The following is a 19682-nucleotide window of genomic DNA, read 5'->3' on the forward strand; positions in this document are numbered from 1 at the left end:
CGTTCGGGGTGCCACTCCCGTTCGCCTTGCGGGCTGCACGATCCACCAGGTCACTGAAGGGTTGTGCTAACGATACCGACGCGCTCCAGATGGCCAACCAGCGGGGCCCGTTTCCCCGGCGGATAACTGTGTTCCGTATGGCTGGCCTGGTGGTATCTCATTTTCAGATCGGAACGTATCGCTCTCACGGGGCCCGTCGGGTGGCTCGAAGCCGCCCGATCGGGTGACCTCGGGAGTTCGTCGGGCGGGACGCGGTTTCCGGTACCGGGATGCCCCTGACCGGTATGATTGGAGGTCACTCGTGCCCTCTGGGCACGGAGATTCCGAAGGAGGGATCGATGGCAAATCCGGTTCTGAACGACCGAGCGCTGGCGCAGGCATCCAACACGTGGGCGCCGCCCGAGCCCAACACCGAGTACTTCCCACCCGTGAGCGACGGGCCGAGCAGCCCGTACGTGCGCGAGACCATGACCGTCAACGGCGTGATCAGCGCCACGGCCACCCTGTTCGTGCTGCTGCTCGCGAGCGCCACGTTCGGTTGGCTCTCGACCGGCGCCCCTGAGGAGGTCCTGTTCTCCGACGGCAGCGTCGGCTACCAGAACACGATCCCGATGCTCGCCTGGGGCGGTCTGATCGTCGGCATCGGTCTGACGTTCCTCCTGATGTTCAAGCCGCACCTCGCGAAGTTCATCGCTCCGATCTACGCGATCGCCGAAGGCTTCTTCGTCGGCGCGATCTCGCGGGCCTACGAGAACCTGTACGACGGCCTCGTCGTCCAGGCGGCCGGCATGACGCTCGCCGTGTTCGCCGTGATGCTCGTGCTCTACCGCACCGGCGTCATCAGGGTGACCGAACGATTCCGCAAGATCGTCGTCACCGCCACGATCGGCGTCATGGTCTTCTACGGCATCAGCATGCTGATCAGCCTCTTCGGCGGCTCGGTCAGCTTCCTGTCGAGTCCGAGCCTGCTCGGCATCGGCTTCAGCGTGCTGGTCGCCGGTCTGGCGGCGTTCAACCTGGCGCTCGACTTCGACTTCATCGAGAAGGGTTCGAAGCAGGGCCTCGACAAGAACTTCGAGTGGTACGCCGCGTTCGGACTCCTCGTCACGATCATCTGGCTGTACCTCGAACTGCTCCGCCTGCTCGCCAAGCTCCGCGAGCGGTGACCCCGCTCGGCGAGGCAGTGGCCGCTTCGGCGGCTGGCGCTGCGCTCGCCGGCGCGGTCGGATCCTTGGCCGGGGTCGCCGCGCCCGCCGCGATCATCGGCGGGCTCAACGGGTTCGTCTCCGGCCGGCGCGGCATCTACGACTGGCGTTCGCCCAAGGGTGTCGGCGCCTTCGCGCTCGACTCGACCTGGGCGCTCGCCACCACGTTCTCCGGGGTCGTGTCGCACGGCGTCGCCGCGGTTCGTGGCGATGCGGGCTACTCCGACGAGCTGAGCCGTCGCCAGAACCGTCACGTCTACGCCCGCGGGTTCCAACCGCGGTCGCGGTTCGCGACCACGTTCGGCAACGTGGTCAACGGTGCCGGCGATCTCACGAAGCCGCGCCGGGCCAAGCTGGTGACCGACCACGAGGACGTCCACGTCTGGCAGGCCCGATGGTTCGGGCCCCTGTACCCGGCGCTCTATCTCGGTTGGGCGGTCGGCGGCGGCGTCGGCGGAGCGGCACTCTGGTTGCTGCGCCGACGTGACGAGCCCTTCACCAAGGTGGTCGAATCGTGTGCGTACTACCTCAACCCGTTCGAGTACTGGGCGTACAGCCGCGACGACCATTGGCCGCCGCACGGTCTCGTCGAATCGATCGGGCCGAAGCGACCGATCGTGCGCAGCTTCGTCAGCTTCCGCTGACCGGGACGCCGCTCGGTCGGAACGAACCCCGGTCCGTGCGCTCGTCAGGGGTTGCGCAGGTCGGAGACGTCGCGGCGTACGAGCGTCAGCACCCGGTGGGTGCCGGGGTCGAGGACCGGGTCGGCCCGTCCGGAGAGTCGGTCGAGTTCGTCGAGCAGTCGGTCGATCACCGAGCGGTAGGCCACCGGGTCGGGCCCACTCGGGAGCCGGGTCCGACTCGCGTCGGTGACGGCGGCTTCGAGGTCGACCGGCGGGATCGTGGGGGAGCGTTGCGCCCAGAGTTCGGCGTGCCAGGCGTGCCGGTGGCACGCGGTCGCGTACCACCGCTGGTGCTCGACGTCGGCGTCGGCGACCCACGCGCCGAGTTCGCGGAAAAGGTCGAGGCTCAGCGCTCGCTGCCGGGCGCAGACGTCGCCCAACTCGACGATGCCGAGTGTTCCGGTGCTCACCGGGCCACCGCCCACCACGCCGCTTCGGCGGCTCCGAGATCGGTCGCGGGCTCGCCGTCGGCGACGTACTCGAGCAGCATCCCTCGGAACGGTCCGCCGACCTCGAGCTTGCCGAGGATCGCGTTGACGCCCCAGACGACCCGGTCGAGGATCACGAAGCTGGGCGGCATGTTGAGATGCTCGATCACGTCGGAGTGTGGGCCGTTGACGTCGAAGATCTTGGCGATCGTGTCGATCATCCACTGTCGGGTGAACGTGAACTCGTCGGTCAGGTACGGGACGTAGGGGCTCGAGACGTAGTCGAAGACGTGGTCGGCGTCGAGCCCGTGATTCGCTCGGAGGAATCCGCTCTGCTCCATGGCGGCGACGAGTCGTTCGGGATCGCGGTGCACGATCACGGCGTCGAGGGTCGGTCGCAGCGTCTCCCACTCGCCGGGTGACCAGCGTTTGACCAGCCCGTAGTCGAGGAACGTCACGCTGCCGTCGTGGTGAAACTTGTAGTTGCCGGGGTGCGGGTCGCCGTTGAAGGCGCCGTGGCGAACGACCGCGTGCTGGGAGAACCGCCACACGACCTCGCCGGCTCGCTGTTTCGTGTCGTGGCTCGCGGTGGCGCGGAACTCGTCGAACGACATGCCGTCGACCCACTCGGACGTCAGCACCTTCTCGGTCGAGTACTCGGTGACCACACGCGGAATCCGGACCCAGGGGTGACCGGCGAACAGGCGGGCGAACTCCGCGGCGTTGTCGGCCTCGAGGCCGTAGTCGAGTTCTTCACGCATCCGCGCCCGCAGTTCGTCGACGAGACCCTTCGCGTCGAGCCCCTTCAGCATCAGCGAGGAGAACATGCCGTACATCACCTCGGCGGCGTCGAGATCGGATTCGATCGCCTCGTGCACGCCCGGGTACTGGACCTTCACGGCGACGTCGCGCCCGTCGTGGGTGACCGCCCGGTGCACCTGACCGATGCTCGCCGCGGCGGCCGGCATGTCGGTCCAGTCGAGGAACACCTGCTCGGGCGGACGGCCCAGCGCATCGGTGACGACGCCGGCGGCGAGGCTCGGTGCCATCGGCGCGGCGTCGGCCTGGAGCGTGGCGAGCGCGGCCTGCGCCTCATCGGGCAGCGATTCGAAGATGAAGCTGATCATCTGGCCCGCCTTCATCAGGACGCCCTTCATCTCGCCGAGCTCCTTGGCGACGTCGGCGGCGGTGCGGACGGCGAACTGGGTGTCGAGTTCGGCTCGGCGCTCGGCGGGTGAGCCGACGCCACGCACCTTGGACGCAGCGAACCGGACCGAGTTCCTGGCCGACAGCTTCCAGACCCGTGCCGATCGTCCGAGGCGACCGATCGGTCCCGAGCGTCTGGCGGCGATGCTCGCCGCGGCGACGGACGCGGCGATCGCGGTCAGCGTCGCGATGGAGGCACGGCGAGGGACCATGTCGGCCGAATCAGACGCGGCGTGCGACCGGGTTGGCCGCGAGGACCTCGTCGGGGATCGGATCGCCCGTCACCTCGTCGACCCAGTAGCTCCCGTCGTCGAGCGCGGCCAGCGCGGCCTCGACCGCCGTGAGGTCACGCTCGATCGCCGCCAGGTCGGGCGACGCCGTCGCCGGATCGGCCGGCGTCGGGTCGGATGCTGCTCCCTCGTCGGGTGCATGGTCGGCGTCGGTCACGGGTCCGACGCTACCCGGTCGTCGGCCGACCCCGGAACTCGGTCGGAGACCGAGCCGAGGGTTGAACCGTCGGGAGAACAGAGCGAGGGCGATCTCGACCGATGATGGCGGAATCATCGGGAGCTCGCCCTCGCCGCCCCATTATGACGTCGTCAAGATCTCATCGAACCGGGCGCACCTGTTGCGTCCGTCACACGCCCGCGACGGACGATCGAGACCCGCCGCTCCGTCCGTCGTCCTCGTCGTCCGGGCTTCAATTTGCCGAGAATCTCGGTCAAAAGTATGCAAACTTGCGGGAATACTGTAACGTCGGGCATCACCTGAACGAACGTCCGTGGCGGAAGGGAGTGACGTGACAGGATTCCGACATCTCGGCGACACCGATCGCGTGACGCCTCCCGATCGAGGCATCACGTTCGTCGAGATCCTCGTCACGATCACGTTGCTCGGCACCGTCGTCCTCGGCGTGCTCGCGGCGACGCAGGCGTCGGTCCGCGCGTCGCGAGTGAGCCGCGAAGCCGCTCGCGTCGAGTCGGCGCTCCTGACCGCCGCCGAGCGGATCGAACGGGCCCCACGTTCCGACGCCGCGTACCGGTGCGATCTGAGCGGCCCGGTGTATGCCGCGGCGCAGCTCAAGCTGGGGGTCACCGCAGCACAGGCGCCGTCGTACGCAACGGTCAGTTACCAGCACCTGGCAGCGGGGGTCTGGGTCGACGGCGCCTGTCCTGACGGGTCGTACCTCCCGAACCTGGTGCAACGCATCACGGTCACCATGACGAGCCCGAACAACGGGCTGCAACGAGAAATCGAGGTGCTGAAGGGCGATGCGTAGACACCACGACGATGCCGGCATGACGTTGATCGAACTGGTCGTCTCCGTCGCGGTTGTGGCCCTGATCGCCACGGTGCTCGCAGCGGCGATCACGGTCGTGTTCCGCCAGGCACCCGAGACCACCGCACGCGCCGACACGGCCCGCTGGGAACAGAACCTCGGGACCTGGTTGCCGGCGGACCTGACGTCGGCCGAGTGGCCCGACTCGACCGACCCCGCTCAGGCCGTCGGCTACGTGGCGTACGAGCCGTGTGCCACGGCCGCCTGCACGTTCGGCGACAACATCGCTCATCTGTCGTGGAACGACGAAGGTGTCAACGTCGACGTGAGCTACCGATACGGCGTCACCGCCGACGGCACCTACGAGTTCCGTCGGGTCGAGTGTCGCGGCGGCTCGTGCCGGACCGTCACCCTCGTGCGCGACATGCCGCCGCCGGCGGCCGGTGGCACGCCGCCGATCAGCGTGACCTTCCCGCCGGACGTGCTCGAGACCGACCCGAACGGCAGCGAGATCGTCAACTCGAGCGGGCGCCGCGTCACCGTCAGCGTGTACGGCGCGGCGGGCACCGATCTGCTCACCTTCAGCGGTGGTGGCGTCGAGCGCGTCGACCTCGAACCGGCCGCCATCCAGCCACCCGAGTTCCTCCAGGCACGTAGTGGTTGCGGCGGACCGATCACCCTGATCGTCGACGAGTCGGGTTCGCTCAGCAACGCCGACGTCAACCGCGTCAAGGCCGGCGTCGAGTCGTTCGTCGAGACCTTCGCCGGTACGCCGACGCTCCTCCAGATCGTCGGGTTCAGCAGCCGGGCGCGCGTGCTCGACGACAACCCGAACTCGTCGCCGCATCCCTGGAACTACTGGTTCGATCTGTCCGAACAGTCGGTCGTCGACGACCTGCTCGGCTCGTCGTCACCGATCGACGACCTCGACAACAGCGGTGCGACCAACTGGGAAGATGCGCTGTACCGGGCCTTCTACACCGAGGGTGGCCAGACCTACGAGGCCGTCTCCAACCCGGCGACGCCGCCGGCCGAGCTGGTCGTGTTCTTCACCGACGGCCTGCCGACCAACGACCGCGACACCGACAACCAGACGGGCGCCGAAACCCCGGAGGCGCCATCGGTGCCGAGCCACTTCGACTACGACAACACGACCGATGCCACCCAGTTCAGTCCGCGAGGCTGGTACCGGGCCAGCTGGTTGCTGCAGCAGACGTCGACGCGGGTCATCGGCGTCGGCGTCGGCAATCAGATCGACGACTGGGTCAACCTCGACCGTGACACGACCATCCCCGACTCGGTGATCGCTTCGAGCTGGTCGGCGCCGTACCGATCGGGCACCGGCTTCTCCCACGCCCGTTCGTTCCTGGCCGAGGTGCCGCTCGGAGACCTGATCGCGGGCAACGACCTCAGCAATTTCAGCGGCACGACCTCCGATCGCTATCTCAAGGTCGAGTACGCAGGCGGATGGGACCCCGCTGCGGTCAAGGACGCCGACATCCTGACCACCACCGACTTCACGCAGTTCGGTGGTGCGCTCGAGTCGATCGCCCTCGCCGAGTGCGGTGGCTCGCTCACCGTCCAGACCCGCAAGGCGTCCGACGGAACGCCGCTCCGGTCAGCGGTCACCTACGAGGTGTCGGGCGTCGATCGGCCGCTCACCGAGAGCACGACGTCGGCGGTCAGCAAGACGGCCGTGTTCGACATCTCCACCGAGGGGGGTACCACCGCCGAGGTGCTCCTCCAGCCTCGCACGCTCGAGGGCACCGGCTACACCGCCGACAACTGGGTGTGCCGGAGTCGCAACGTCGAGATCACCGACCCGAGCAAGCTGTCGTTGGCCGATCCGGGCGCGGGAGCGATCGGCGGCATCGACATCACCGTCGCCGCCAACGAGGCCGTGTCCTGCATCCTGTTCGTCGTCCCGGAGTGACCATGTCGAAGCGAGTGACCGTGACCGAACGAACGAGGCGACCGGCCGAGACCACGCGATGGGTCCAGCGGCACCGTGACGAAGGCGCGGTCCTCCCGCTGGTGCTCGTGCTGATCGTGATCGGCGCCCTCGTCGTGATCCCGTTGATGGACTACACGGTGTCGGTCCTGCGGGCCAACAAGGTCGAGGAGGAGAAGACCCGCAACGTCGAGGCGGCCAAGGGTGGGGTGCGCACGGCGCTGCGTCAGCCCGCCTCGCTGTTCGGCGACAAGGACCGGGCGAACGCCGGCTGTCCGGCGAACCCGGCCGATCTGCTTCCGGCCGACGGCACCGTCGCCAACGACATCCCGGTCTCGGTCACGTGTTCGCCCATCCGTGAGCTGAGCGCCAACGAGGTGTTCGGCTTCGAGGTGCCGGTCGGCGCGGCCCAGCTCCAGATCGCGCCCGACCCGACCGGGTTCGCACGCTTCAGCGGGGTCACGGCCAGTTCCGGCGAGGCGCCGCCGTACCCCGTGACCGGACTCGATCCCGAGTGGGCCTGGTGGCAGGGATTCGTGTGGACCAACCCCGCCGACTCGGCCGAGACGAAGACGATCTGGGTGCCCGACCTGCCGAGCTTCACCGACGAGGCCCGCCCGTCGACGCCCCTCACGATGCCCGGTTTCGACTGCCAGGTGTTCCTCCCGGGGCGCTATCCCGATCCGCTCGACCTCGATGCCGGTGGGCCCAGCGCCAACTTCTACTTCGCCAGCGGCGTCTACTACTTCGAGCAGCCCGTGACGATCTCCGGCGACATCGACGTCGTCGTCGGCCAGGGGCTGGCCGACTTCGGCATCACGAACGACTGTGCCGACGACACGCAGGTCGGCGCCAACGTCAGCGTGCCGGCCAACACCGTGTACGGCATCGACGGCAACAGCGGTGGTGCCACCTGGGTGTTCGGCGACGAGGGACGCCTCGAGGTGAGCGATGCCGGCGGTGCCCCCTCGGTGCGGTTCAACCAGCGGTACGCCTCGGAGGATCGCGGCGGCTGGACCAACATCTTGAGCGTCAACGGTGACTGGTCGTTCGACAACGGCGACACCGCCGACGACGACGAGTTCGACGACCCGAACGGGGCCCATACGGCCACCAACGTCAACCACGTCGATCGGAGCCGGGTGCTCCAACTCGACTCCGGTGGTGACGTGCTGCCGGTCGCCCTCGGTGCGCCGGGTGCGGCCTACGTGCCGAGTCATCCCGATCTGACCGACGAGGCGCGGATCCCCGAAGCTCCCACGTCGATCACGGCGGCGGCGCGGATCTCCGGCACCGACGGTGCGATCCTGGTCACGTTCGAGGGCGTCGAAGGGGCCGACACGAACGGCGCGATCATCACCGAGTACGAGGCCGGGATCGAGGCCCGTGCCGCCGAGCCGTCGACGCCGGCACCCACGACGACCTGCACGACGGCGGGTGACCCGGCGACGTTGCTCCCCACGGCCGAGGGCGCGGACGGCGTCGACCCGTGGTCGCGGCCACATCCCGAGAACGCGGCCGACCCCGATCGCTACGCCTGCCTGATCACCGGTGCCACGATCGGGTCGACCTACTGGGTCACGGCTCGTGCCCGCAACGACGCCGGTTGGAGCGAGTGGGCCGACCCCGACCAGGTCGCTGCGGCGGCCTGGTCGTCCGCGACGCCGATCGTGCCGACCGCCGCGCCGAGCAACGTGGACGTGGCGCCGTATGCCGCAGATGCGAGTCGACCGAACGCGGCGCTCGTGACGTGGGACGCACCGACCGCGCTCGGCGAGGCGCCGATCGTCGGTTACGACGTCGAGGTCTATCGCGTCTTCACCGAGCTGGTCGACCCTGCGTCGACGACCACCACCACGACGACGACCACGACGACCACGACGACCACGACCACCACGACGACGTCGTCGACGACGACCACGACGCTGCCGCCGCCACCACCGTCGACGCCGTGTGGCCCGCCGCTCGATTGCGCCTCGATTCCGGCGTGCCCGACCGGACAGGAACCCATGGCTCGGGATCTCGGTTTCACGTCGGGGTGGGGTTGGACATGCGTGCCCGGCTGCCCTGCCACGTCGACCCTGTACCGCAACAGCTCGAACGGTCGGTCGTGTGCCCCGATCGACTGCGACGACGACGACTACCCGGCGGGCTTCTGGATCTTCTGGACGTGCCTACCGCTGCCGAACACGGTCGTCATCAACTCCGGGGTGCCGAACTACATCTGCCCGTCGGGTACCGACCCGTTCTTCGGGTTCGGCGTGATGTTCTGTCGACCCGATGGACCGATCGGATTCATGTCACCGGCTCGCGAAGCGTCACCAGCGCCCGAAGTTCCTGCCGTGGTGCCCGCGACGTCCGGTCCTCCGACGTCGGGCCCACCCGTGCTCGTGCCGATCGAGGTGGAGGAGCTGGTCGACGTTGCCGAGGCGAAGTGCTCGACGGTGGCCCGCATGGAGAAGTTGCCGGAAGACGTCGGCCGAGAGTGGACGCCGCCGCCGACCGAGTGCGTGCTGTCCGACCTCCCCGACCTGCCGACCACCGACACGAACGGTTGGGACAACGTGGGCTACCGCGTCAAGGTGACCGCGCGGAACGCTGCGGGCAGTTCTGCGCCCGGCACGTTCGAGCCGCCGTTCATGACCATCCCCGGGGTGCCGGCCACGCTGTCGCCGGTACCACCCGAACGGGTCTGGTTCCCGCATTACGACACGTCGATCATCAGCATCGACGCGTCGGGTGCGGGTTCCACCGTCGTCGACATCCCCGGCTTCGTGTCGGTGCCGATGGGCCGGATCACGATCTCGAATCCGAACGGTGATTCGATCGGCTTCGCCGGCGGTGTCACCGCCGGCCGCATCGTCATCGACGACGCCCGGGCGACGCTGCCGTTCGGCTACGTACCGTCGGTCGTCATGCAGCGTGAGGTGCTGATCACCGCGACCGCGGGGAACATCACCTCGAAGGCGACCGTCAAGGTCAACTCCGACACCAGCTACGGCATCCTCCGCTGGATCACCCAGTAGCCCGTCGCCGGCGTCGTCTCCGCGGTCGCACCGAAATCCCTTGCGGGCGATCGCGGCGTGCGCAACACTCGGATCACGACGAGTCCGAGGGGAGACGAGTTCATGTCGAAGTTGCGCACGATCGGGATCGGGGTGGTTGCCGCCTTGGTGGTGGCGGGGGTCACGACCACGGCGGCGGCCGCGAGTCCGGCCGCGTCTCCGCCCGGTCCGGCCTGGATGGTCACCGTCGGCGATTCGGCGATCTCCGGTGAGGCGGGTCGTTGGGCCGGTAACACCAACATGTCGTCGTGGCGTCACGACACCGGTGCCGACGCCTACTACGACAACGCTTCGAACACCGCCGAGACCACCGCCGGGTGTCATCGGTCGAAGGCCGCGGAGGCCCACATCGGCGACGTCAACTCGCTCAATCTGGCATGTTCGGGTGCTCGCACCTACACACAGACCGGCGGCGACTTCAAACCGGGGCTCGACTGGTACGACGGCCCCGCCGGCAAGAGCCAGGTCGTGCAGCTCCAGGAGTTCGCCGCCACGAACGACGTCGATGCGGTGACGATCCTGATCGGTGCGAACAACTTCGGGTTCGCCGACATCGTGCAGCAGTGCGTGACCAACTGGCTGACGTCCCCGTGGTGGTGGAAGAACTACTGCAACGACGACCGTTCGATCAAGAACCGGTTCACCTCGAGCGCCGTCGACGCCCGCACGAACGAGGTCGCCGGCGCCATCGCCAACGTGTCGCAGGCCATGACCAACGCCGGCTACACGAGCGACGACTACAGCGTGATCATCCAGACCTACTGGTCGCCGATCCCGCGCGGGAGCGACATCCGCTACTCCGAACGCGGATGGACCCGGCAGAGCATCGGTGGGTGCGGCATCTGGAACCGTGATGCGAACTGGGCCAACGACACCGCGGTCGTGAAGATGAACCAGGCGCTCACCGACGGCGTCGTCCGGAGTGGGATCGACAACTACGTGGTGCTCGACATGTCGCGCTCGCTCGACGGGCACCGGCTGTGCGAGCAGGGCGTTGGCCTGCTCGAGGAGGTGGGGCTGGGCGCCTGGACCGATGCCGGAGCGGCCGATGCCACCGAGTGGGTGAGCCAGATCAGGACCGTCACGACGATCTTCGGGCCGTACCAACTCCAGGAGGGCATCCACTCGAGCTACTGGGGCCAACTCGCGATGCGCAACTGTCTGCGGCAGGCGTACAACGGTGGCGCCGTGCGGGGCGGTACCTGCACCAGCACCGGCGGCGTGAACGGCAACGGCGAACCCAATATGGCGCTGAGCTGACCGAACCCGAACGGAGCGAACCGGGTTCGCTCCGTTCAGCGCAGGTTGCGCAGCGCCCGTTCGCGCTTGCGGCGCTTGTTGTTCCGGGCGATCGCCACGAACGCGATGAATGCGCCGGCGACGACGATCCAGACGACGAGGCCGATCAGCGCCGCCGTCGAGACCGGCCCGGCCCAGGCGCCGCCTTCGCTCGCCGGTCGTTGCACGGTGGCGGTGTAGACGTTGACGGACGAACCGTCGAGCGGTGCCGTCCACTCGATCACCCCGTCGTCGACTTCGGTCCCGGTCTCTGCGGAGATCAGCTCGCCCGGGAGAGACACCCGGAACACGAATGACATCGCGTCGGCCGGCGTCGAGCCGTTCGCGGCGAACTCGTCGGCGAACGGCAGGCCGCCGACCGCCGCGAGGAGATCGGCGTCGGCGAACGACTCGAAACCGTTCGGCAGCCGGAGGTCACCGTCGATCGCATTGGTGGTCTGCTCGTCGGCGGGGGTGCGTGCGGCGCGCATGTCGGTCAGCGGCGGTCCGATGCTCTGCAGGACGTTCGCCAGCTCCTCGGGTGAGGTGAAGTCGTGCGTGAGGGTGATCGTCGAGCTGCCGTCCGCCGCGACGGTCGGGCCGTCGACGACCCAGCCGTTGGCGACCGCGTCGTCGAGGCGAAGGTCGTCGACCAGCCCGGGGACCTGTGCCATCAGTTCGGCGTCGGCAGCCGCGTCGACCGTCACCACGCCGGTGCCGTCGGGCTCCATCGCCACGTCGACGGTCACGTCGAGGCGGCATGCGGTCAGGGCGAGCAGGCTCACGAGGACGAATGCGAGTCGGCGGGTCACGGCGCTCCATCATCGCAGCCGATCGCGTCGCCGCGCGGTCAATGCCCGGCGGAATTCCGGCTTTCCCGGCGGTGGTTCGTGAAACGATGGACCCATGCAGGTGCCGGACGCGATCGACGACGAGCCGAACCGGTTCTTCGACGGTGGCACCGATGGCGAGCCACCCCGGACGCTGCCCGACGCGGCGTACGAGTTGGGTCGGGTCGTCGTGGCGCTCGACGGACAACCCGAACGGGAGTGGTTCCAGCTGCGCCGACGGGTCGGCTATCGCGACCGCCACCATGGTGATCTGCTGGTCCCGCGCGACTGCGCGACGTTCTACAGCGACCTGACGTCGGTGCCGGCGTTGTTCACCTGGTTGGTCCCGAAGTCGGGCGACCACCTCCCGGCGGCGCTGATCCACGACGGGCTCGTCCGAGCCGAGGGAGCACCGCCGGACCACATCGGACCCGACATGAGCCGGGTCGATGCCGATCGTGTGTTTCGCGACGCGATGGCCGATTCGGGCACCGGCCTGATCCGGCGGTGGATCGTGTGGACCGCAGTCACCCTGGCGACGATCTGGGCGCAACAGGGGACCGCCACCTCAGCACGGCTTCGGACCTACTACCGCTGGGTGATGGTCGCGACGCTGGGCTCGATCGCGTGGCTCGGTTACCAGGCGACCGCCGACCTCGTCGATCGGTCGGGGCGGTGGTGGTGCACCTACGAGCTCCCGTGGATCACCGGCGACACGTGGTGGGAGGAGCTGCTGAGCGGTGCCGTCGGTGCCGTCGCCGTACCACTCGTGCTCAGCGTGCCGTGGGGGCGGTTCCGTCGTGCCGGTGCGATCGCCGGGGTCATGCTCGGCGCGCTGTTCCACGTGACGCTCGCGCTCGTGCTGCTGAGCGGGGTCTACACCGTGCTCGAAGCCGTGGCCACCGATGGTCGGTCGGGTCTGCGGCGACTCGGCGCCCGGGTCCTGTCGCGGTGGCGAGCGGTCATCGGTGGAGCGACCGTGATCGCTGCGGCCGTTGCCGCGTGCATCGTGCTCTGACGGGTGGTCGGCGGCCCCACGGCGAGCGGACGCCTGCCCCGCTCGCGATCGTGATCGCGAGCGGGGCGTGGTTCAGCTCTCGTCGTTGGGAGTATCGTCGGCGGTCGCCGTGGTGGCGAGTTCGACGGCGGCCGGCGGCACGAATCCCTCGACGGCGTTGAAGGTGAACACCTTGCGCTCGGCGTCTTCGGGATCGGGTTCGACGTCGACGACGATGATCTCGCCGGCCGAGAAGGTCTTGTAGAGGATCCTCTCGGACAGGACGTCTTCGATCTGCCGCTGGATCGCACGGCGTAGCGGGCGGGCACCCAGCTGCGGGTCGTACCCGATGGTGGCGAGATGCTCCTTCGCCGCCTGGGTGACCTCGATGCCGAGACCCTGACCCTCGAGCTGCCCGATGAGGCGCTTGAGCATGAGATCGACCATCTGGACGACGGCCTCGAGCGGATGCTCGTGGAACACGATCGTCTCGTCGATGCGGTTGAGGAACTCGGGCCGGAAGTGCGACTTGAGGGCGTCGTTGACCTTTTCCTTCATCCGCTCGTAGCTCATCGCGGTGTCGCCGGTGGTGAACCCGACGTTGGCCTTGCGCAGATCCTGCGTGCCGAGGTTGGAGGTCATGATCAGCACGGTGTTGCGGAAGTCGACCGAGCGACCCTGCGAGTCGGTCAGGCGACCCTCTTCGAGGATCTGCAGCAGCGTGTTGAACACGTCGGCGTGCGCCTTTTCGATCTCGTCGAACAGCACGACCGAGAACGGCTTGCGCCGCACGGCCTCGGTGAGCTGGCCGCCCTCTTCGTACCCGACGTAGCCGGGGGGCGAGCCGACGAGGCGGCTCACCGTGTGCTTCTCCATGTACTCGGACATGTCGAGGGTGATCAACGACGAATCGTCGCCGAACAGGAACTCGGCGAGCGTCTTGGCGAGCTCGGTCTTGCCGACGCCGGTCGGGCCCAGGAAGATGAACGAACCGCTCGGACGCTTCGGGTCCTTGAGGCCCGCACGGGTGCGGCGGATCGACTGCGACACGGCGGCGACGGCGTTCTCCTGGCCGATGATCCGCTTGTGCAGTTCGTCTTCCATGTTGAGGAGGCGAGCGGTCTCTTCTTCGGTGAGCTTGTAGACGGGGATCCCCGTCCACAGCGACAGCACCTCGGCGACCGCTTCTTCGTCGACCTCGTCGAACAGGTCGACGCCGGACGCCTTGACCTCGACCTCTTTGGCGGCCTTCTCTTCGAGCAGCGCCTTCTCCTGGTCGCGGAGGCTGCCGGCCTCTTCGAACTGCTGCTCTTCGACGGCACGCTTCTTGGCCTCTTGCACGTCGTCGAGCTTGCGCTCGAGTTCGCGCAGATCGGGCGGGGTCTGCATGCGCTTGATGCGCAGGCGCGAACCGGCCTCGTCGATCAGGTCGATCGCCTTGTCGGGCAGGAACCGGTCGCTGATGTAGCGGTCGGCGAGGTTGGCCGCTGCGACGAGCGCCTGGTCGGTGATCGTGACCCGGTGGTGCGACTCGTACTGGTCGCGGATGCCCTTGAGGATCTCGATCGTGTGGGCGAGCGTGGGCTCGTCGACCTTGACCGGCTGGAAGCGACGCTCGAGCGCAGCGTCTTTCTCGACGTGCTTGCGGTACTCGTCGAGCGTCGTGGCACCGACGGTCTGGAGTTCGCCGCGGGCGAGCATCGGCTTGAGGATGCTCGCGGCGTCGATCGCTCCCTCGGCGGCTCCCGCACCGACGAGCGTGTGGATCTCGTCGATGAACAAGATGATGTCGCCGCGGGTCTTGATCTCCTTGAGGACCTTCTTGAGCCGCTCCTCGAAGTCGCCGCGATAGCGCGAGCCGGCGACGAGTGCGCCGAGGTCGAGCGTGTACAGCTGCTTGTCGTGCAGCGTGTCGGGCACGTCGTTGTTGACGATCATCTGCGCGAGGCCCTCGACGATCGCCGTCTTGCCGACGCCGGGTTCGCCGACGAGCACCGGGTTGTTCTTGGTGCGCCGGGAGAGGATCTGCATGACGCGCTCGAGCTCGCGGGTACGGCCGATGACGGGATCGAGCTTGTGCTCGCGCGCCATCTGCGTGAGGTTGCGACCGAACTGGTCGAGGATCTGGCTGTTCTTCTCGTCGTCGCCACCCTTGGAGCCGACGCCGGCACCGGCCGGCCCCGCTTCGGAGCTGCCACGGCTGCCGGCACCCGACTCGCTGCCGCTGCCGGCGGGACCCTGGTAGCCGGAGAGCAGCTGGATGACCTGCTGGCGCACCCGGCTGAGGTCGGCGCCGAGCTTGACGAGCACCTGGGCTGCGACGCCCTCACCTTCGCGGATGAGGCCGAGCAGGATGTGCTCGGTCCCGATGTAGTTATGGCCGAGCTGGAGCGCCTCGCGCAACGACAACTCGAGCACCTTCTTGGCCCGCGGCGTGAACGGGATGTGACCCGAGGGCGACGAGCCGCCCTGGCCGATGATCTCCTCGACCTGGTTGCGCACGGCCTCGAGCGAGATCGAGAGCGACTCGAGCGCCTTGGCGGCGACCCCTTCGCCCTCGTGGATCAGGCCGAGCAGGATGTGCTCGGTCCCGATGTAGCTGTGGTTCAGCAGGCGCGCTTCCTCTTGAGCGAGGACCACGACCCGGCGAGCCCGGTCGGTGAAACGTTCGAACATGTGTCGCCTTTCCTTCAGATGGCGAATACGTGTGTTCACTCTATCGGGAGGTCATCGACCTGCCCTGGCGTCTTCGTCCAACTGCAACATCGGCACGGTCCGAGCGCGAGATGAATGTCGATGAGGTTTCCCCCAGCTCCGGCCAGCGCCTAGCCTGCAGAGGTGCCCGACGCCCCTGTGACGTCTCCGTTGCTGTCCCTGCCTGGCATGGGCCGCGATCGTGAGCGGATCGAAGTGGCGATGCGCGCGGCCGTACGGACGTCCGACGACTACCTCACCGAGATCGCATCGCACCTGATCGTGGCGGGCGGCAAACGCCTCCGCCCGGTGCTCTCCGTCGTCGCGGGGCGCATCGCCGGCCCGTCGGTCGCCGACGATGTGATCCAGGGTGGCGTCGCGTGCGAGCTCGTGCACCTCGGATCGCTCTATCACGACGACGTAATGGACGAGGCCGAGACGCGGCGCGGTGTCGAGACCGTCAACGCCCGATGGGGAAACCTGCAGGCGATCCTCGCCGGCGATTTCCTGCTGGCGCGCGCCTCGGAGATCGCAGCGTCGCTCGGTACCGAGGTCGCCGGGCTCCTGGCCCGCACGATCGGGTGGCTGTGCGAAGGGCAGATCGAGGAGTTGCGCCACACGTACGACGTGCAACGGCCCGAGGCGAGCTACCTCGCGTCGATCCACGGCAAGACGGCGTCGCTCTACGGAACCGCCGCCCGCATCGGCGGCATCGTCGCCGGGCACGACCGGGCGACCATCGACGCGCTGACGGAGTACGGCAACGCGTACGGCATGGTGTTCCAGATCGTCGACGACGTGCTCGACCTCACGGCCACCGCCGAGCAGCTCGGCAAGCCGGCCGGCCACGACATGGAAGAGGGCGTCTACACGCTGCCGGTGCTCCGCACGATCGGCGCCGGCGGTGCCGCAGCCGACGAGTTGACGCAGCTCCTCGGCGAGCCGCTCGACGCCGACCAGCGCGACCAGGCGCTGGCGATCGTCCGCTCCGGCGCCGGCATCGAGAGTGCGATCGTCGCCGCCCGCGAGTTCGTCGGTCGGGCGGTCAATGCCTGCGACCGCCTCGGCGACGACGATGCCGTCGAAGCGCTGCGGCTCGCTCCCGCCGCGTTGCTCGCCACCGTCCTGAACAGCATCGACAACTGACGCCCACCCGCCGTCTCCGGCGGAAGAGTGTGTGGTGGGGTCGGATCGGGCAAGCTGGTCACCTGTGCATGTCGTGATCGTCGGAGCCGGAGAAGTCGGGTGGTATCTCGCGGAGCGTCTCGGCGCGGAGAATCACGATGTCGTGGTGATCGAGCAGGACGAAGTGATCGCCCGAGCCCTCGGTGACGAGCTCGACGTGCAGACCGTCGTGGGCAGCGGTACCCATCCGTCGGCGCTCAGGGCGGCGCGCGTCGAGCGAGCCGATCTCGTCGCCGGCGTCACCCAGGACGACGAGGTCAACCTGATCACCGCCGCGCTGTCGAAACAGATGGGCGCCAAGCAGACCGTCGTGCGGCTCCAGACCGACGAACTGCGCGGGCCCGACGGTGCCGAGCTGCGCGAACTCCTCGACGCCGACCTCATCATCGACCCCGATGCCGACACCGCCGAGGAGATCCTCCGGCTGGTCAGCGTGTCCGGTGCCGACGAGGTGTATCCGATGGCGAACGGGAACCTGGTGGTGCTCGGCGTCGTGGTGGGCGAGGAGTCACCGATGGTGTCGCAGACCCTCGCGAGCATCGCATCGGTCGATCACTGGAGATTCCTGTTCGGCGCGGTCACACGCGACGGTGAGACGATCATCCCGCGCGGCGATCTCGAGGTGCGGGTCGGCGATCACGTCCGCGTCCTCGCGAACGTCGACCAGCAGCAGACCGTGCTCGAGGCGCTCGACGCGGTCGGCCGGCGGGTCCGGCGGGTCATGGTGCTGGGCGGTGGCTCGGTCGGCGCCCGTGTCGCCGAGCATCTCGTGCACAGCGCCGAGGTCACGCTCGTCGAACGCGACATCGACCGGGCGACTGCACTCGCCGAACGGCTGCGCAAGGTCACCGTCGTGCACGGCGACATCACCGACACCAACCTGCTCACCGAAGAGGCGGTCGCCACCGTCGACGTCGTGATCGCGGCGACCGGCGAAGACACGGCCAACGTGCTCGCCTGCGCGTTCGCTGCCGCCGAGGGCGATGCCTTCACGGTGGCGGTGCTGCACCGTCTCGCGCTGCTCCCGCTCGTCCGCCAGTTCGGCATCGACGCTGCCCTCAGCCCGCGCACGGCATCGGCCAACGCGGTCCTGCGGCAGTTGCGCGGCGGTACGTCATCGGTCGCGACCTTCCTCGAGAGCGACGTCGAGGTCGACGAGTTCGTCATCTCGCCCGGGAGCCCCGCCGACGGCGCGGTCGTCCGAGACCTGCATCTCCCGCGGTCGGTGCTGCTCGGTGCCGTCGTGCGCTCCGACGGCGGGAGCGAGATCGTGCGGGGTGACACGCAACTCAGCGCAGGCGAGAGTGTCGTGCTGTTCGCCCGTCCGGCGGCACTCGACGAGATCCGTCGAGTGTTCACCCCGTGAAACTGGGTCGCGCCTCGCTGGGCGATCTCGGAGAACGGTGGGCTCGCGACACCGAGTCGCTGCTCGGCCATGTCCTCGGACTCACGCTGTCGGTCACCGGCGGGGCGATCGTCCTGTCCGGGTTGATCGGCTGGATGCACGACGGCCCGCACGTGCTCACGCTCGTCGCTCTCGGCTTCGTCGTGGCCCTGGTCGGTCTCCTGCTCTGGCAGGGCACTGCGCTCCCACGTCAGATCCGCATCCTCGACGTGTTCGTGACCGTGACGCTCGCGTGGGTCACGCTCACGGTCGTGGGTGCGCTGCCCTACGTGTTGACCGGCACGATCACCGCATTCGACGACGCGATGTTCGAGTCGATCTCGGGATTCACCACCACCGGTGCGACCGTCCTGCGGCCGATCGAGGGGGCGGCACCCGGCATCCTGTTCTGGCGTGCGATCACGCAATGGATGGGTGGCATGGGCGTCATCGTGCTCGTGGTCGCGGTGCTCCCGACGGTCGGGTCCGGCGGCATGAGCCTGCTCGAGGCCGAGGCGCCCGGCCCCACCGGTGAGCGGCTGACTCCGCGGGTCCGGCACACGGCTCGTCGGCTGTGGGGTGTCTACCTCGGCTTCACCGTCGTGCTGGCGTTGGCGTACATCGGGGCGGGCATGAGCCTCTACGACGGCGTGGCCCACAGTTTCACCACCGTCTCGACCGGCGGATTCTCGCCGTACAACCGCTCGCTCGGACACTTCGACTCGGCGCTGATCGAATGGATCGCGATCGTCGCGATGTTCGTCGCCGGGTCGAGCTTCACGCTGCTGTATCGCCTGATCCGCGGTCAGGCCGGGCCGCTCCTCCGCTCGAAGGAGTTCCACCTCTACACCGTGCTGGTCGTCTCCGTCGCGGCCGTGCTGTTCGTCGTCAACGACGCCACCGGTTCGGTCGCCGAGCGGATCCGCGGGGCGTTCTTCGCGACGACGACCGTCGCGTCGACGACCGGGTACGCGACCGACGACTTCGGGTCGTGGTCGCAGGGGGCCCAGGCCGTGATCCTGCTGCTGCTGCCGATCGGTGCGATGGCCGGCTCGACCGCCGGCGGTGTGAAACTGGTCCGCGTGCTCGCGGTCGGCAGCTACGCCCACCGCGAGGCGCTCCGTCATCTGCACCCTCGACTGGTGCGCCCCGTGCGCGTCGGCGGTGGTGTGATGCCCGACCGCACCGCCAACAAGATCGTCGGATTCCTGATCCTCGCGCTCGCGACGTTCGGCGGGGGAGCGATGGCGATCGCGCTCACCGGCCCCGACATCATCACCTCGTTCTCCGCCGCGGCGACCGCGTTCGGCAACGTCGGCCCGGGGCTCGGCGACGTCGGCCCGACGAGCGACTTCCTCGAGCTGCCGCGGATCGCACGCTGGGTGACGATGGTGCAGATGTTGCTCGGCCGCCTGGAGATCTACCCCGTGATCCTGGCGCTGTCGGTCGTGACGCTGCGGCGCCGGTACCGAGAACTGACGGTCTGAGCGCCGGTCG

Annotated in this window: 15 protein-coding genes; 10 read left to right on the forward strand and 5 right to left on the reverse strand. The window is 68.4% G+C overall.

Translation table 11 applies throughout. The features are described 5' to 3' along the window. Positions 1-338: 338 nt before the first annotated feature. A complete protein-coding gene (locus R8G01_18785; protein ID MDW3216050.1) occupies positions 339-1166 on the forward strand; it encodes a Bax inhibitor-1/YccA family protein in 828 nt (275 codons plus the stop codon). Beyond that, positions 1163-1849: a hypothetical protein gene (locus R8G01_18790; protein ID MDW3216051.1), complete on the forward strand. Its 687-nt coding sequence runs from the start codon at positions 1163-1165 to the stop codon at positions 1847-1849. The genes R8G01_18785 and R8G01_18790 overlap by 4 nt, the downstream gene beginning before the upstream one ends. A gap of 44 nt (positions 1850-1893) precedes the next feature. On the opposite strand, the gene R8G01_18795 is transcribed toward R8G01_18790, so the two are convergent. Genes R8G01_18795 through R8G01_18805 form a run of 3 tightly spaced genes read right to left on the reverse strand, consistent with a single transcriptional unit; the run spans position 1894 to position 3969 of the window. Further along, positions 1894-2298, reverse strand: a complete 405-nt coding sequence (locus R8G01_18795; protein MDW3216052.1) for a hypothetical protein — start codon at positions 2296-2298, stop codon at positions 1894-1896. After that, positions 2295-3734: an AarF/ABC1/UbiB kinase family protein gene (locus R8G01_18800; protein ID MDW3216053.1), complete on the reverse strand. Its 1440-nt coding sequence runs from the start codon at positions 3732-3734 to the stop codon at positions 2295-2297. The genes R8G01_18795 and R8G01_18800 overlap by 4 nt, the downstream gene beginning before the upstream one ends. A 10-nt stretch (positions 3735-3744) precedes the next feature. Further along, positions 3745-3969, reverse strand: a complete 225-nt coding sequence (locus R8G01_18805) for a hypothetical protein (GenBank protein MDW3216054.1) — start codon at positions 3967-3969, stop codon at positions 3745-3747. Between the two features lie 352 nt (positions 3970-4321). On the opposite strand from R8G01_18805, the gene R8G01_18810 reads away from it, so the two are divergent. The 4 genes from R8G01_18810 to R8G01_18825 all read left to right on the forward strand — a co-directional run bounded on the left by R8G01_18810 (position 4322) and on the right by R8G01_18825 (position 11077). Beyond that, the gene (locus R8G01_18810; GenBank protein MDW3216055.1) at positions 4322-4801 is read left to right on the forward strand and encodes a hypothetical protein; all 480 of its coding nucleotides are present in this window, start codon (positions 4322-4324) and stop codon (positions 4799-4801) included. Continuing rightward, positions 4794-6734: a VWA domain-containing protein gene (locus R8G01_18815; protein MDW3216056.1), complete on the forward strand. Its 1941-nt coding sequence runs from the start codon at positions 4794-4796 to the stop codon at positions 6732-6734. Before R8G01_18810 ends, R8G01_18815 begins: the two co-directional genes overlap by 8 nt. 20 nt (positions 6735-6754) lie before the next feature. After that, positions 6755-9778, forward strand: a complete 3024-nt coding sequence (locus R8G01_18820) for a hypothetical protein (GenBank protein ID MDW3216057.1) — start codon at positions 6755-6757, stop codon at positions 9776-9778. A gap of 102 nt (positions 9779-9880) precedes the next feature. After that, positions 9881-11077 (forward strand): hypothetical protein, encoded by a 1197-nt coding sequence (locus R8G01_18825; protein ID MDW3216058.1) that lies wholly within the window; start codon positions 9881-9883, stop codon positions 11075-11077. A gap of 35 nt (positions 11078-11112) precedes the next feature. On the opposite strand, the gene R8G01_18830 is transcribed toward R8G01_18825, so the two are convergent. Then, complete coding sequence (locus R8G01_18830) at positions 11113-11907, reverse strand: hypothetical protein (GenBank protein ID MDW3216059.1); 795 nt, start codon at positions 11905-11907, stop codon at positions 11113-11115. Positions 11908-12001: 94 nt separating this feature from the next. On the opposite strand from R8G01_18830, the gene R8G01_18835 reads away from it, so the two are divergent. After that, the gene (locus tag R8G01_18835; GenBank protein MDW3216060.1) at positions 12002-12943 is read left to right on the forward strand and encodes a DUF1353 domain-containing protein; all 942 of its coding nucleotides are present in this window, start codon (positions 12002-12004) and stop codon (positions 12941-12943) included. Positions 12944-13015: 72 nt separating this feature from the next. Here the strand turns inward: R8G01_18835 and R8G01_18840 are convergent, their stop codons facing one another. After that, entirely contained in the window at positions 13016-15598 is a 2583-nt protein-coding gene (locus R8G01_18840; protein ID MDW3216061.1) for an ATP-dependent Clp protease ATP-binding subunit, read from the reverse strand. Positions 15599-15760: 162 nt separating this feature from the next. Here R8G01_18840 and R8G01_18845 point away from each other — a divergent pair, with 162 nt between their 5' ends. From R8G01_18845 to R8G01_18855, 3 genes are all read left to right on the forward strand, one after another. Then, entirely contained in the window at positions 15761-16762 is a 1002-nt protein-coding gene (locus R8G01_18845) for a polyprenyl synthetase family protein (protein ID MDW3216062.1), read from the forward strand. A 64-nt stretch (positions 16763-16826) separates the two neighbouring features. Further along, the gene (gene trkA, locus R8G01_18850; protein MDW3216063.1) at positions 16827-18167 is read left to right on the forward strand and encodes a Trk system potassium transporter TrkA; all 1341 of its coding nucleotides are present in this window, start codon (positions 16827-16829) and stop codon (positions 18165-18167) included. Continuing rightward, a complete protein-coding gene (locus tag R8G01_18855; GenBank protein ID MDW3216064.1) occupies positions 18164-19672 on the forward strand; it encodes a TrkH family potassium uptake protein in 1509 nt (502 codons plus the stop codon). The genes trkA and R8G01_18855 overlap by 4 nt, the downstream gene beginning before the upstream one ends. Positions 19673-19682 lie beyond the last annotated feature (10 nt).

It is taken from the genome of Ilumatobacteraceae bacterium, from assembly GCA_033344875.1.
GTDB lineage: Bacteria > Actinomycetota > Acidimicrobiia > Acidimicrobiales > Ilumatobacteraceae > Ilumatobacter.

Coding starts and splice junctions, on each gene's coding strand:
- R8G01_18785 (MDW3216050.1), top strand. CDS start 339: ATGGCAAATCCGGTTCTGAACGACCGAGCGCTGGCGCAGGCATCCAAC.
- R8G01_18800 (MDW3216053.1), bottom strand. CDS start 3,734: ATGGTCCCTCGCCGTGCCTCCATCGCGACGCTGACCGCGATCGCCGCG.
- R8G01_18815 (MDW3216056.1), top strand. CDS start 4,794: ATGCGTAGACACCACGACGATGCCGGCATGACGTTGATCGAACTGGTC.
- R8G01_18825 (MDW3216058.1), top strand. CDS start 9,881: ATGTCGAAGTTGCGCACGATCGGGATCGGGGTGGTTGCCGCCTTGGTG.
- R8G01_18835 (MDW3216060.1), top strand. CDS start 12,002: ATGCAGGTGCCGGACGCGATCGACGACGAGCCGAACCGGTTCTTCGAC.
- R8G01_18840 (MDW3216061.1), bottom strand. CDS start 15,598: ATGTTCGAACGTTTCACCGACCGGGCTCGCCGGGTCGTGGTCCTCGCT.